10 protein-coding genes and 1 pseudogene are annotated in these 14,258 nt (G+C 59.4%); 9 read left to right on the plus strand and 2 right to left on the minus strand.

The annotated features are described in order from the left end of the window. Window positions 1–4: 4 nt before the first annotated feature. Both FZ934_RS20930 and FZ934_RS20935 read left to right on the plus strand, forming a co-directional pair. Window positions 5–1,672, plus strand: coding sequence for an ABC transporter ATP-binding protein (locus FZ934_RS20930; RefSeq protein WP_153272834.1), 1,668 nt, complete (start codon window positions 5–7; stop codon window positions 1,670–1,672). 21 nt (window positions 1,673–1,693) lie between these two features. Then, window positions 1,694–3,064 carry an alpha-glucosidase/alpha-galactosidase gene (locus tag FZ934_RS20935; RefSeq protein ID WP_153272835.1) on the plus strand — a complete coding sequence of 457 codons (1,371 nt, stop codon included), beginning with the start codon at window positions 1,694–1,696 and terminating at the stop codon, window positions 3,062–3,064. 77 nt (window positions 3,065–3,141) lie between these two features. Here FZ934_RS20935 and FZ934_RS20940 read toward each other — a convergent pair whose 3' ends face one another. After that, window positions 3,142–4,005 (minus strand): DMT family transporter, encoded by an 864-nt coding sequence (locus FZ934_RS20940; RefSeq protein WP_153272836.1) that lies wholly within the window; start codon window positions 4,003–4,005, stop codon window positions 3,142–3,144. Between the two features lie 85 nt (window positions 4,006–4,090). Between FZ934_RS20940 and FZ934_RS20945 the strand changes: the two genes are divergently transcribed. From FZ934_RS20945 to FZ934_RS20975, 7 genes are all read left to right on the plus strand, one after another. Beyond that, window positions 4,091–5,530, plus strand: coding sequence for a PLP-dependent aminotransferase family protein (locus FZ934_RS20945; RefSeq protein ID WP_153272837.1), 1,440 nt, complete (start codon window positions 4,091–4,093; stop codon window positions 5,528–5,530). A 71-nt stretch (window positions 5,531–5,601) separates the two neighbouring features. Further along, window positions 5,602–6,528 (plus strand): ArsR/SmtB family transcription factor, encoded by a 927-nt coding sequence (locus FZ934_RS20950; protein ID WP_153272838.1) that lies wholly within the window; start codon window positions 5,602–5,604, stop codon window positions 6,526–6,528. A 107-nt stretch (window positions 6,529–6,635) separates the two neighbouring features. Next, on the plus strand, window positions 6,636–8,147 hold the full coding sequence (locus FZ934_RS20955; protein WP_153272839.1) for an alpha-N-arabinofuranosidase: 1,512 nt from the start codon (window positions 6,636–6,638) through the stop codon (window positions 8,145–8,147). A gap of 244 nt (window positions 8,148–8,391) precedes the next feature. After that, window positions 8,392–9,492 (plus strand): ABC transporter ATP-binding protein, encoded by a 1,101-nt coding sequence (locus FZ934_RS20960; protein WP_153272840.1) that lies wholly within the window; start codon window positions 8,392–8,394, stop codon window positions 9,490–9,492. Further along, a complete protein-coding gene (locus tag FZ934_RS20965; protein WP_153272841.1) occupies window positions 9,485–10,420 on the plus strand; it encodes a carbohydrate ABC transporter permease in 936 nt (311 codons plus the stop codon). Before FZ934_RS20960 ends, FZ934_RS20965 begins: the two co-directional genes overlap by 8 nt. Continuing rightward, window positions 10,417–11,268, plus strand: coding sequence for a carbohydrate ABC transporter permease (locus FZ934_RS20970; RefSeq protein ID WP_153272842.1), 852 nt, complete (start codon window positions 10,417–10,419; stop codon window positions 11,266–11,268). The genes FZ934_RS20965 and FZ934_RS20970 overlap by 4 nt, the downstream gene beginning before the upstream one ends. Window positions 11,269–11,352: 84 nt before the next feature. After that, entirely contained in the window at window positions 11,353–12,678 is a 1,326-nt protein-coding gene (locus FZ934_RS20975) for an extracellular solute-binding protein (protein ID WP_153272843.1), read from the plus strand. A 73-nt stretch (window positions 12,679–12,751) separates the two neighbouring features. Here the strand turns inward: FZ934_RS20975 and gabD are convergent. Beyond that, window positions 12,752–14,205: pseudogene (gabD, locus tag FZ934_RS20980) on the minus strand (NADP-dependent succinate-semialdehyde dehydrogenase). Window positions 14,206–14,258: the final 53 nt, after the last annotated feature.

Genomic DNA, 14,258 nt, shown 5'->3' on the forward strand with positions numbered 1-14,258 from the left:
CAAGATGGCTCTTGCACTCGTCAACTCTTTCGCCCCGCCGGTGCGCCTCGATCATGAGGGACGGTCGGAAAGTCCTGTCATCGATGCGCGCAACGTCGCGGTCAACTTCAAGGTCGAGCACGGCACTGTCGAGGCTGTGAAGGACATCTCCTTCCAGCTCTATCGCGGAGAAACGATCGCGATCGTCGGCGAATCCGGTTCCGGAAAGTCGGTCACCGCACGCACCGTGATGGGCCTGCTGTCCAAGCGTGCGGTGGTTTCACCGAAATCCACTGTGACCTACGACGGCGCCAATATCCTGAAATTCTCCGAGCGCGACCGTCGCAAGCTTCGCGGCGACCGCATCTCGATGATCTTCCAGGAACCGATGAGCTCGCTCAATCCGATCTATACGATCGGCAGCCAGATCGTCGAGGCGATCCGCGTGCATCGCAAGGTGAGCAAGAAGCAGGCGGAAGCCCGGGCGCTCGAGCTCCTGCAGCACGTCCAGATTCCAGATCCCGAAGCCCGGCTCAGACAATATCCGCATCAGCTCTCCGGGGGGCAGCGCCAGCGCGTGATGATCGCCATGGCGCTCGCCAACGATCCCGATGTGCTGATCGCCGACGAACCGACGACCGCCCTCGACGTGACGGTGCAGGCGCAGATCCTGAACCTCATCCGCAACCTGCAGAAGGAATTGCGGATGGCGGTGATCTTGATCACCCACGACCTGACGGTCGTGCGCCAGTTCTCCGACTACGTCTACGTCATGCAGCATGGCGAGATGCGCGAGCACAACACCACAGAGGCCCTCTTTGCCAATCCGCAGCACTCCTACACCAAGCACCTGCTGGGTTCGGAACCACGTGGTCAGGCCAATCCGCTGCCTGAGGGCTCGGACGTCATCCTCGATGCCAAGGACGTGCGTGTCTCGTTCATGATGCGCCATGGCGGGTTCTTCAAGCCGGAACTGAAGGAGCTCATCGCCGTCAACCGGTTGAACCTGACGCTCCGGCGGCATGAAACACTTGGCCTCGTCGGCGAATCCGGATCCGGCAAGACGACCTTCGGCCAGGCGCTTGTCCGGCTGAACGAGCCTGATAGCGGCGAGATCTATTTCGACGGCCAGCCGATCCACGGAAAATCGCGTGCGGAAATGCGGCCGCTGCGCTCACGCATGCAGATCGTGTTCCAGGATCCGTTCTCATCGCTCAACCCGCGCATGACCATCGGCCAGATCATCGAGGAAGGGCTCGTCGTCAACAAGCTCGGAGCGACCAAGGCAGAGCGGCTCGACCGCGTCCGCGAGGCGCTGATCGCGGCAGGCATGCCCGGCAATATTCTCTCGCGTTTTCCGCACGAGTTCTCCGGTGGCCAACGCCAGCGTATCGCCATTGCCCGTGCCATCGCGCTCGAGCCGGAATTCATCCTGCTCGACGAGCCGACGTCGGCGCTTGACCTTTCGGTCCAGGCCCAGATCATCGAACTGCTGCGCAAGCTGCAGGACGAGCGGGGTCTCAGCTATCTCTTCATTTCGCACGATCTCAAGGTCGTGCGTGCCCTCTGCCACCGGGTGATTGTCATGCAGCATGGCAAGATCATGGAAGAGGGACCCGTCAACGAAGTTCTCACCAATCCCAAGACCGCCTACACGGAACGGCTCGTCAAAGCCGCTTTCGAGGTAGCCTGATTGCACATGCCGGAGGTTATAATGGCAAGAAATCCCAAGATCACGTTCATCGGTGCTGGTTCCACCGTCTTCATGAAGAACATCATCGGCGACGTGCTGCAGCGCCCGGCGCTGTCGGGCGCGACCATCGCCCTGATGGATATCAACCCGCAGCGGCTTGAAGAAAGCGCCATCGTCGTCAACAAGCTGATCTCGACACTTGGCGTCAAGGCGAAGGCCGAGACCTATTCGGACCAGCGCAAGGCACTCACCGGCGCCGATTTCGTCGTCGTCGCCTTCCAGATCGGCGGCTACGAGCCCTGCACGGTAACCGACTTCGAGATTCCGAAGAAGTTCGGCCTGCGTCAGACGATCGCCGACACGCTCGGCGTCGGCGGCATCATGCGCGGCCTGCGCACCGTCCCGCACCTGTGGAAGATCTGCGAAGACATGCTCGCGGTCTGCCCCGAGGCGATCATGCTGCAATACGTCAACCCGATGGCGATCAACACCTGGGCGATCTCGGAAAAATACCCGACGATCAAGCAGGTTGGTCTTTGCCACTCGGTGCAGGGCACCGCGATGGAACTGGCGCACGACCTCGACATCCCCTACGAGGAAATCCGCTACCGCTCGGCTGGCATCAACCACATGGCCTTCTACCTGAAGTTCGAGCATCGTCAGGCCGACGGTTCCTACAAGAACCTCTATCCGGATCTCGTGCGCGCCTACCGTGAAGGCCGCGCTCCGAAGCCGGGCTGGAACCCGCGCTGCCCGAACAAGGTGCGCTACGAGATGCTGACGCGCCTCGGCTACTTCGTCACCGAGAGCTCCGAGCACTTCGCCGAGTACACCCCCTATTTCATCAAGGAAGGCCGCGAGGACCTGATCGAGAAGTTCGGGATCCCGCTCGACGAATACCCGAAGCGCTGCATCGAGCAGATCGCCCGCTGGAAGGGGCAGGCGGAAGCTTACAAGTCGGCTGACAAGATCGAAGTTGCGCAGTCGAAGGAATACGCTTCCTCGATCATCAACTCCGTTTGGACGGGCGAACCCTCCGTCATCTACGGCAACGTCCGCAACAATGGCTGCATCACCTCGCTGCCTGACAATTGCGCGGCCGAGGTTCCCTGCCTGGTGGATGCGTCAGGCATCCAGCCGACCTTCATCGGCGACCTGCCGCCACAGCTGACGGCGCTGATCCGCACCAACATCAACGTGCAGGAACTGACGGTTCAGGCGCTGATGACGGAAAATCGCGAGCACATCTACCACGCTGCGATGATGGACCCGCATACGGCCGCCGAACTCGATCTCGACCAGATCTGGGCGATGACGGACGAACTGCTGGCCGCGCACGGCGACTGGCTGCCGGCATGGGCCCGCACTAACCACAAGGTTCAGGCCGCCTGACCAACTCTCTCCCGGTCACGGCCCAATAGAAGTCCCGCGGCATTGCCGCGGGACTTTTTTGTCAGCGAGAGCAGAGGCTAGCGGGCAAACTTTCGGGCACCTGCGACGCAGACGATAACAGCGACCGTCACAGCGAACATCGAAACGCTTACCCTCTCGTGCAGCAGTGTGGCGGCGAGCGCCAGACCAAGAAACGGCTGCAGGAGCTGCAATTGCCCGACGGCCGCAATCCCCCCTTGCGCAAGCCCACGATACCAGAAGACGAAGCCGATCAGCATGCTGAAGAGAGAGACATAGGCAAGGCCGGCAAAAGCGGAGGGACCAATGTCGGAGAAGCTTGCCGGCATCGTCCCGGCCGCGATGACAAGCATCAATGGCAGCGCAAGGACAAGTGCCCAACAAATGACCTGCCAGCCTCCGAGCACACGCGACAGGCGCGCGCCTTCGGCATAGCCGAGCCCGCAGACGACGATGGCGGCCAACATCAAGGCATCGCCGACAAACGACGCAGCAATGCCTTGCCATAGTGCAAAGCCAACGACCAGCGCGCTGCCAACGCCGGAAAACAGCCAGAACATTGGTTTCGGGCGCTCTCCGCCACGGATAACCCCAAATATCGCCGTTGCAAGCGGCAGCAAGCCGATGAAGACAATGGAATGCGCGGAGGTGACATGCTGCAGGGCAAGTGCCGTCAGCAGTGGGAAGCCGACAACGACGCCGAGTGAAACCACTATCAGCGGAACAATATCACGTCGGCTCGGACGGCTTTCGCGAAACAGGGCAAGCAGCGCAAGGCCAAGCATTCCTGCGATGGCGGCACGCGCCGCCGTGAGAAACACCGGATCGAACTGCATCACCGCCACTCGCGTCGCCGGCAGCGATCCGCTGAAAATTACCACGCCCACAAAACCGTTGAGCCATCCCGACAGTGTCCGGTCCATCTTTCACTCCATTATTGCAGCGGTGTTATCGAACAAAGCCGATGGTGTCGCCAGCAACGGAATGGTACGCTTTCGTAAAATTGTTATGGTTCGGAAGGCAATACAGATGACCACTGATGAAGTGCCTGCGCGCACGACACGCGTGGCAATGGTCATGGCGACAGTTCGACAGCGGATCGCGAGCCGCAGTCTGGCGGCAGGTGCCAAGCTCCCCTCCGTCAGAGGTCTGGCTGCCGGTCTGAAGGTATCCACATCTACGGTCGTCGATGCCTACCAGCGCCTGGTTGCCGAAGGCGTCGTCCATGCGCGCCCCGGATCGGGGTTCTATGTCGCCAATCAAGTCGCTCCGTTCTCCGTGGCGGAGAGTGGACCGAAACTTGACCGCGACGTGGATCCGTTCTGGGTTTCCCGCCAATCGCTTGAAACAGCGGGCGATGCATTGAAGCCGGGCTGCGGATGGCTTCCGGCCAGCTGGCTGCCGGAGGAGGGGATGCGACGCGGACTGCGGGCGCTCTCGCGGGCAGGGGCCACGTCGTTGGCTGACTACGGCTCACCGCTTGGATTGGCGTCGCTCCGGCAACTGATCGCCCGACGTCTGGCCGACCGTGCTCTGGAGGCGTCACCGGATCAGATCATGCTGACGGAGTCAGGAACGCAGGCAATAGACCTGCTGTGCCGGTTCCTGCTTGAGCCCGGCGACACGGTGCTGGTCGACGATCCCTGCTACTTCAATTTTCACGCCCTGTTGCGCGCTCACCGCGCCAAGATCGTCAGCGTGCCCTATACGCCGATCGGACCGGACCTGGAGATCTTCGCACAGGTGGTCGCGACTGAGCGGCCGCGGCTCTACATCACGAATTCGGCGATCCACAATCCGACGGGCGCAACGCTCTCGCCTGTCACGGCACACCGGGTGCTGAAGATTGCCGAGCAATTCGGCGTGACCATCATCGAGGATGATATTTTCGCGGATTTCGAGTTTACCTCGGCCCCGCGCCTGGCGGCATTCGATGGGCTGGATCGCGTTATTCATATCGGAAGCTTCTCGAAGACCCTGTCGGCCGCGGCGCGCTGCGGCTTCATCGCTGCGAAACCGGAATGGATCGAAGGGCTGACGGATCTGAAAATCGCAACGTCGTTTGGCGGCGGCCGCCTTTCGGCTGAGTTCGTGTTCAACGTTCTTAGCGACGGCAGCTACCGCAAGCATGTCGATACGCTACGCACAAAGCTTGCACACGCGATGCTCGACGTATCGTCACGTCTGAAGGCGATCGGGATCAAGCCCTGGCTGGAGCCTCAGGCAGGGTTGTTCCTGTGGTGCAGGCTGCCTGAGGGCATCGATGCGGCCGAGGTCGCTAGACTCGCCTTGAAGAAGGGGCTCGTGATGGCGCCGGGCAACGCCTTCAGCCTGTCGCAGACAGCCACTGACTACATGCGGTTCAACGTCTCCCAGACGCTCGAGCCGCGCATCTTCGACATTCTGAGCGATACGCTGACGTCCATTCATCAGCAGAAGCGCGCGTGATGCAATTGATTAGATCAATATATCTGATATAGAACAGATATACGCATTTCGATCTTGCCCGCCGGAGCCCCATGAGCCGTAACTTTCTCGTCGTTGATCCCGAAGAAGGCATGCCCATTCTGAAGGGACTTGCGTCACCGGCGCGCGTCGCTGTCTTGAAGCTGCTGCATGAGAAGGGGGCGCTTAACGTCAACGAAATCGCTGAAATCCTTGAGCTGCCGCAGTCGAGTGTGTCGACCAACGTGCAGATGCTCGAGGATGCCGGCCTGATCCGCACGGAAACACAGAAGGCGCGCAAGGGCAACCAGAAGGTCTGCCACAGTGTGTATGACGAGATCCTCGTCGTCTTCAAGAATGAAATCAAGGAAACGGAACCAGACGCGATCGAGGTCTCCATGCCTCTTGGGCTCTACACGGGCTTCGAGGTCACCGCGCCGTGTGGGCTCTGTTCTGTCGACGGCATTGTCGGTCTGCTCGACGTTCCCAACACATTCCTCGATCCGGACCGGATGAAGGCCGCGCTTATCTGGTTTACCAGGGGCTATGTAGAGTACCAGTTTCCGAATAATGCGAGACTGACGAACACCAGCATCCGCGAGATCGAATTCGTGATGGAGTTGAGTTCGGAAGTCCCCGGCACGAGCGCCGATTGGCCCTCTGATATTACGCTGACGGTCAACGGCGCTGACATCGGCACATGGACGTCGCCGGGCGATTTTGGCGACAAACGCGGGGTTTTTACCCCTGATTGGTGGAAGTTGAAGGGCTCACAGTACGGAAAGCTGAAGAATTTCCGGATCAATGACGACGGTGCCTTTGTCGATGGCCTGCGCATCTCCGACGTCTCGCTTTCACACCTGAAACTCGACGAACATCACTCGATTCGGCTTCGTATCGGTGTGCGTGACGATGCAAAGCATCCTGGCGGCATCAACATTTTCGGCCGCGGATTTGGCAACTACGATCAGGACATCCTGCTGCGTCTGAAGACTCGGTGAGTCTATCCAGTTTTCCGAATTTTATGCTTGACCGGGTGACACGCTTCCGCTTTATTCATCTTAATTTGTGATATAGATCACAAAATACGATACAGTGGGAGGATACCATGAAGGCTGCGGTCACAGCGCACAGCAAATACACCATCTCGGACATCGATCCGCGCCTCTATGGCTCGTTCATCGAGCATCTCGGCCGTGCTGTTTACACCGGCATCTACGAACCCGACCACGTGACCGCAGATGAAAATGGCATGCGCAAGGATGTCATCGAATTGGTCAAGGAACTGAATGTTCCGATCGTACGCTATCCGGGCGGCAACTTTGTGTCAGCCTACAACTGGGAAGACGGGATCGGCCCGAAGGAAAGCCGTCCGACGCGGCTCGATCTCGCCTGGCACACGTCCGAGAGCAACCAGGTCGGCATCCATGAATTCGCCGATTGGTGCGTCTCGGCCAACACTGAAATGATGCTGGCCGTCAACCTCGGTTCGCGCGGCCTCGACGAGGCACGCAACTTCCTCGAATACGTCAATCATTCCGGTGGCAGCGAATGGAGCGACAAGCGCATCGCCAATGGCCGTAAGGAGCCGTGGGACGTCAAGCTCTGGTGCCTCGGCAACGAGATGGATGGCCCCTGGCAGATCGGCCATAAGACCGCCGACGAATATGGGCGTCTCGCGCATGAGACGGCAAAGGCGATGCGCGCGTTTGACAGCTCGCTCGAGCTCGTGGTCTGCGGTTCGTCGAACGCGCATATGCCGACTTATCCGGAGTGGGAGGCGACCGTTCTTGACCACACCTACAACGAGGTCGACTACATCTCGCTGCATATGTATTTCGAGAACCGCGCCAAGGATACGGCCAACTACCTTGCACGAAGCGTCGAACTCGATAACTACATCGGAACGGTTGCTGGCGTGATCGACTACGTCAAAGCGAAGAAGCGGTCCTCGAAGGACGTGTACATCTCCTTTGACGAGTGGAATGTCTGGTATCACTCCAAGGAGCGCGACAAGGCAACGCTTGCCGGTGCCAATGGTTGGCCGCATGCCCCGGCTCTGCTGGAAGACGACTACAATTTCGAGGATGTGCTGCAGGTCGGCTGCATTCTCAACACCTTCATCAATCGCGCCGATGTCGTGAAGATCGCTTGCCTTGCGCAGCTCATCAACGTCATCGCGCCGATCATGACGGTTCCGGGCGGTCCCGCATGGCGCCAGACGATCTTCTATCCCTACTACTTCGCATCGGTTTACGGCCGCGGCACGGCGCTGAAGCTGATGGTCGATAGCCCGACCTACAAGGTGGATGAACTGGGCGACGTTCCCTACCTCGACGTTTCCGCCGTGCATGACGCGGAGAAGAAGACGGTGACGTTCTTTATCGTCAACCGCCACGGTACCGAGACGCTCGATCTCGATGCAAGCCTCCTTGAGTTTGGTGCCCTGCGCGTCATCGACGACCAGGTCGTCGCTCACAGCGATCTCAACATCACCAACACGGCTGAGAAGCCTGACAGCGTTGTGCCGAAGGCCGTTCTCGGAACCAGCTTCGTCGACGGCAAGCTCAATGCCAAGATCGCTCCGTTGTCCTATCGGATGATCCGGCTGCAGGCTTAAGTAAATCAGAAATTTTGATACATATCAAAAGATATGTTGACAAGTTAATTGTATGATTTAACGTCAGCGCACAGGTTTTGACGTGCCACTGGGAGGAACGGATGGAAGCAATAGCTTCTGTTTTGGCACTATCACCGATCGCGGGAGGTTCGCTTGTGAAGGCGAGCGCTCCCTCGGCGGAAGCATGCCAGCTGCTAGTCTGTATCGGCATTTCGGGTTCTGACTGCAATCGAGGAGCAGTCGTATGACCGCGAATATCGAAATCCAGAATGTTACCAAGCGTTACGGCTCGATGACCGTCCTTGACGGACTGTCGCTGTCGATCAAGGCAAACGAGTTCATGGTCTTCCTCGGGCCCTCCGGCTGCGGCAAGTCCACGCTTCTGCGTATGATCGCCGGACTGGAAAGTGTCGACGAAGGCACGATCTCGATCAACGGAGAGCGGATCGACACGCTGCCTCCCGGTCAGCGCGATATCGCAATGGTCTTCCAGTCCTATGCGCTTTATCCTCACATGACGGTGGCCGACAACATGGCCTTCGGACTGCGCAACATCAGCGTTTCCGCGGACGTGATTTCCTCGCGCATTGCCGAGGCCGCCCGTATGCTCGAGATCGGGCATTTGCTCGAGCGCAAGCCCGGCCAGCTTTCGGGTGGGCAGCGCCAGCGCGTTGCCATCGGCCGGGCGATCGTCAAGGAGCCGAAGGCCTTCCTGTTCGACGAGCCGCTCTCGAACCTGGATGCGGCGCTGCGCGTCCGCACCCGCGTCGAACTTGCGCAACTGCGCAACCGGGTGCGATCGACGATGATCTTCGTTACCCATGACCAGATCGAAGCCATGACACTGGCCGATCGCATTGTCGTCATGAACAATCGAAAGATCGAGCAGATCGGTACGCCGATGGAGATCTACTCGCGGCCGGCAAGCCGTTTTGTCGCAACCTTCGTCGGTTCTCCGACCATGAACTTCCTGAACGTCGGGCTGACCGAAGAGAACGGCTTCCTGCGCGCCAAGCTGCCGGATGGAACCGACTTGCAGACGGCAATCCGGTCGAGTGGTCCAAAGTCGGGCGAGTTCGCACTCGGCATCCGCGCCGAGGCGGTCAAGCTCGCCAACGGCGCACCGGCCACGACGACAGGCAAGGTCGATGTGCTCGAGCGTCTTGGAGACCGCACACTTCTCTATACCCGCCTCAAGGATGGAACCGTCGTGGTTGCCGAAGACATCGGCAACAGCCGAGTTGCGATTGGGGATGAAGTGGCGCTGACGCTGGATGGTTCGCGCACACATCTCTTCGATACGGCTGGCAACGCCTGGCACAATGAGGAGGGCGGTCATGGCTGAGGCTACTCTCTCGTCCTCTCCTTCCACGGCCAAGATAGCGGCCCGCCAGAAGGTTCAGGACGTCAACGCGCCGCTCTGGCGCAACGCCTTGTTCGTTGCACCCTATCTCTTCTTTTTCGTCACGTTGCTGATCGTGCCCTTGCTATGGGGGATCTGGCTCAGTCTTCATAAGGCAGATGCCTTTGGTGCCGGGCGGTTTGTCGGCTTCGACAATTATGTCAGGCTCTTCAAGGACAAGATCTTCATCCAGGCGGTGGGCAACACGTTCTACTTCGTGCTGCTGACGGTTCCCACGCTTGCCATCATCGGTCTATTGCTCGCTCTTGCGCTCAATCGCAAGACAAAGATGGCAGCGGCACTGAGAGCGGTCTATTTCTCGTCGTCTGTGCTGTCGGTCACTATCGTGACGCTGATCTGGCGGATCGTTTTCATCGGCAATTTCGGCTTGCTGGCGACGATTTACGGGTGGTTTGGCGTTCCTGCCCCGGCCTTTCTATCCGATCCGAGCCTCGCCATGATCGGCATCGCGATTGCGACTGTCTGGTGGTGCATCGGTCTGCCGATGATGCTGTTTCTATCAGCGCTCCAGCAGGTGCCGGCAGAGATCTATGAGGCCGCTGCGCTCGATAACGCGAGCCGCTGGCGCACCCTTTGGTACATCACTCTGCCTTCAATCAGACGCACCTTCGTTCTCGTTCTGATCATTCAGGTCGTCCTTCAGTTCCAGCTCTTCGGGCAGGCGAAGCTGATGACGCTCGGCGGGCCGAACAACGTCTCGAAGCCGATCGTGCTCTACATCTATGAAGCCGCCTTCACCAAGTGGGACCTCGGTCTTGGTGCTGCCGCCTCTGAAGTCCTCTTCATACTGATCCTGATTGCTGCGATGGCGCAGTACTTCATCTCGCGCCGCAAAGGAGAAGAAGGATGAGCGCAGTGTCCGGTGGAAATATGGTCGGTCGTTCGACCGGCGATCGCGTGATCCTGATCCTGGCTGTCGTCTGCGCAGTCATCATGATGGCACCGGTGCTCTGGGTGATCGGACTGTCCCTGAAGGACAACAAGGAGCTGATGGCGGACATGAACTCCGTCTTCCACGCTCCCTATACGATCACCAACTACGTCAATATCCTGGCAACGTCCTCGGTGTTTCGCTGGATATTGAACAGCATTGTCGTTGCCGGCGGATTGACGCTCTTCACGCTGATCCTGGCATCGCTTGCAGGCTACGGCTTTGCTCGTCTGAACTTTCCGTTCCGCAACACGCTGTTCATTATCGTGCTGCTCGGGCTAGCCATTCCGGAGCAGGCGGTGCTCATCGCCCGCCATCAGATCTTCAGCTGGCTGAAGTTTCACAACACCTATCACGGTCTGATCCTGCCTGGATTGTCGGCGCCGTTCGGTGTGTTCCTGATGACGCAGTATTTCCGTGCCATTCCGAAGGAGCTCGACGAGGCTGCACTGCTCGACAACGCCAGCCGTTTCAAGATCTTCTGGAAGGTCCTGCTGCCGCTGACGGTTCCGGCGCAGGCAACGCTTGGCATCTTCACCTTCCTTGGCGCTTGGAACGACTACTTCTGGCCGTTGATCTCAGGTACCAAAAAGGAAATGTACACGCTGACGATCGGCATTGCCTCGACGCAGACGAACTTCGCGCAGTCGGAAGGCCTCGGCTTCCTGATGTCGCAGGCGGTCTTCGCCGGTGCGCCGATCCTCGTTCTCTACCTGTTTTTCCAGAAATACATCGTGACGGCAGTATCAGGCGCCGCCGTGCGCTGACACCTGTCCCGCGATGCGTTCAACCTGCTCCCGGGGAGGGGGCTTGCAGCCAAGGGTCGAAGACCCATTGAGGAGGAGATGGAAATGACGCTTACCCTTAGAAAATACATGCTGGCGGCGGCTTCGGTCATCGCGCTTGCGGGTGCAAGCCCGGCCTTTGCCGCCACCGAGTTGACCGTGCAGCGTTTCTTCGGCGCCTGCGATGCAGATTGGGGCACCAACACCGATGTTAGCAAGGCCGTTGGCGAATGCGGCATCATCACGTCGATGATCAACAAGTTCAACGCCGACAATCCTGATGTTCATGTCACCGTGACAACCGTCGAATGGCCGGGATACGATCAGTTGACCGCGCAGTTCGCCGCCGGCGACCCGCCGGATATCGTCACCATCCATCAGTCCGTCCTTGCCGACTACCAGTCCAAGGGCCTGATCATGCCGCTTGACGACGTCCTGAAGTCTGTTGGCGTCGCGTCTTCAGACTTTACCGATGCCAGCCTGAACGGCGTGACCAAGGACGGCAAGATCTACGGTCTTCCGATCGACAACTGGACCATGCTGTATCACATCAACTTGGACCTCTTCAAAAAGGCCGAGCTGCTCAACGCCGATGGCACGCCGAAGCTTCCGACCAGCGTCGATGAGCTCCTGGCACAGGCCAAGCAGTTCAAGGAAAAGACGGGCAAGCCATACTTGGTGCAGAACCTTGCCAACGAAGTCGCTCTCTACACCCGCAATCTCTACACCTACCTGTTCCAGCAGGATTCGAACTTCTTTGCCGATCCTAAGCAGGTCAAGATCAACACGCCCGAGGCCAAGAAGGTCCTCGAGATGTACAAGGCGATCTACGACAACGGCTACACGACCAAGGATCTCGACTACGCGGCCGGCATCAACGCCTTCCTCGCAGGCGAAGGCGGCGTGCACCTGAACGGTACCTGGGTCATCGGCGACTACACCGCATCCGCTGAAAAGGCGGGTACGGCTCTCAACGCCGGCGGCTATGCCGTCTATCCCTATCCGCAGCTCTTCCCGGGCAAGAAGTCGCAGTATGCCGACGGTCATAGCTGGGCAGTATCGCAGAAGGACCGGACGGAAGAACAGACCGCCGCAATCGGCAAGTTCCTGAAATTCTTCCATGACAACGACTTCGACTGGTCGCGCACCGGCCACCTGCCGGCTGTCAAGGCGGTGCTGGATTCCGAACAGTTCAAGGCTTTGCCGCATCGTGACACGATCTCGGCGATCGCAACCCTCGGAACGCCGCTGCCGTCCACGGTCCAGCGTCAGTTCGCAATTCAGGACATCATTGGCCAGGAAATGAGTGCCGCGGTCACCGGCCAGAAAGAGGTCGACGCCGCGCTTGCCGATATGGAGCAACGTATCAACGACCTGCTAGCCAACATCTGAGGCTCAACTCTCTCCCGAGCCTAGGAGCCGATGCCCGCCGCTGGTCTCGCGGCGGGCATTTCCGTTTGTTCGGTTAGGCAATGCCGCCGAGGCAGACATACTTTATCTCGGTGAACTCCTCGATGCCGTACCTGGAGCCTTCGCGTCCGAGGCCCGACAGCTTGACGCCGCCGAATGGGGCTTCAGCGGTCGAGATCAGCCCGGTGTTTACGCCGACCATCCCGTATTCAAGCGCCTCGGCGACGCGGAAAACGCGCGCGAGATCCTTCGCATAGAAATAGGACGCCAGACCGAACTCGGTGTCGTTGGCTTGTGCTATGACATCGGCCTCGTCCTTGAACCGGAAGAGCGGCGCCACCGGACCGAAGGTCTCTTCGCGGGCAACGGCCATATCCTTGGTGACTCCGGCAAGCACGGTTGCCTCGTAGAAGGTGCCGCCGAGCGAATGGCGCTTGCCACCGACGATGACCTTGGCGCCCTTCGCCACGGCGTCGGAGACGTGCTCTTCGACCTTTTCGAGAGCCGGTTTGTCGATCAACGGTCCGAGAACGACGCCGTCGTCGAAGCCGTTACCCGTCTTCAGTTTCCCAACGGCGGCAGCAAGCTTCTCGGCGAATGCCTCGTAGACGCCGTCCTGGACATAGAGGCGATTGGCGCAAACGCAGGTCTGGCCGTTGTTACGATATTTGGCGATAAGAGCGCCTTCGACTGCGGCATCGAGGTCGGCATCGTCAAAGACGATGAAGGGAGCGTTGCCGCCAAGCTCGAGGCCGAGCTTCTTAATGGTCGGTGCGCTCTGCTTGTAGAGTTCTGCACCGACTTCCGTCGAGCCGGTAAACGTCAGTTTGCGAACGGTCGGATTGGCGGTCATCTCCGCACCGATTTCACGCGCTGAGCCGGTCACGACTGAGAACAGTCCCTTCGGCAGTCCGGCGCGCTCCGCGAGGACGGCAATTGCGAGTGCCGAGAACGGCGTCTGGCTGGCCGGCTTCAGAACCATCGCGCACCCGGCCGCGAACGCGGGCCCGGCCTTTCGTGTGATCATCGCGTTCGGAAAATTCCAGGGCGTGATCGCTGCCACGACGCCGATCGGCTGCTTCATCACCATAATGCGCTTGTCCGGCTGGTGCCGGGGATCAGGTCGCCATAGACGCGCCGTCCCTCTTCGGCGAACCATTCGATGAAGCTTGCGCCGTAGACAATTTCGCCGGTCGCTTCTGCGAGCGGCTTGCCTTGCTCGAGTGTCAGGATACGGCCGAGATCATCTTTGTTCTCGACCATCAACTCGAACCATTTGCGCAGAATGCCCGAACGGTCCTTGGCGGTTCGGGCCGCCCAGGCCTTTTGCGCGACACTTGCGGCATCGATCGCCGCCCTTGTCTCGGAGGCGCCGAGCTTCGGCACGCGGCCGATGATCTCCCCAGTCGCCGGATTGTTCACCTCGATGGCGTTCTTCGGATCGGCCTCGATCCACTCGCCGCCGACAAGAGCGGCTTCCCGAAAAAGGCTTGTGTCTTTCAGATGCATGATTTCCATCCCTGATATGTCTGGCCGTGCCATCCAGTCCATTAGTTGGACGG

Origin of the sequence: Rhizobium grahamii (assembly GCF_009498215.1) — a bacterium.
GTDB classification, from domain to species: domain Bacteria; phylum Pseudomonadota; class Alphaproteobacteria; order Rhizobiales; family Rhizobiaceae; genus Rhizobium; species Rhizobium grahamii_A.

What these genes read in the sequence shown, in the direction of transcription:
- FZ934_RS20930 (WP_153272834.1), top strand. Translation starts at nt 5, where the DNA reads ATGGCTCTTGCACTCGTCAACTCTTTCGCCCCGCCGGTGCGCCTCGAT.
- FZ934_RS20935 (WP_153272835.1), top strand. Translation starts at nt 1,694, where the DNA reads ATGGCAAGAAATCCCAAGATCACGTTCATCGGTGCTGGTTCCACCGTC.
- FZ934_RS20940 (WP_153272836.1), bottom strand. Translation starts at nt 4,005, where the DNA reads ATGGACCGGACACTGTCGGGATGGCTCAACGGTTTTGTGGGCGTGGTA.
- FZ934_RS20945 (WP_153272837.1), top strand. Translation starts at nt 4,091, where the DNA reads ATGGTTCGGAAGGCAATACAGATGACCACTGATGAAGTGCCTGCGCGC.
- FZ934_RS20950 (WP_153272838.1), top strand. Translation starts at nt 5,602, where the DNA reads ATGAGCCGTAACTTTCTCGTCGTTGATCCCGAAGAAGGCATGCCCATT.
- FZ934_RS20955 (WP_153272839.1), top strand. Translation starts at nt 6,636, where the DNA reads ATGAAGGCTGCGGTCACAGCGCACAGCAAATACACCATCTCGGACATC.
- FZ934_RS20960 (WP_153272840.1), top strand. Translation starts at nt 8,392, where the DNA reads ATGACCGCGAATATCGAAATCCAGAATGTTACCAAGCGTTACGGCTCG.
- FZ934_RS20965 (WP_153272841.1), top strand. Translation starts at nt 9,485, where the DNA reads ATGGCTGAGGCTACTCTCTCGTCCTCTCCTTCCACGGCCAAGATAGCG.
- FZ934_RS20970 (WP_153272842.1), top strand. Translation starts at nt 10,417, where the DNA reads ATGAGCGCAGTGTCCGGTGGAAATATGGTCGGTCGTTCGACCGGCGAT.
- FZ934_RS20975 (WP_153272843.1), top strand. Translation starts at nt 11,353, where the DNA reads ATGACGCTTACCCTTAGAAAATACATGCTGGCGGCGGCTTCGGTCATC.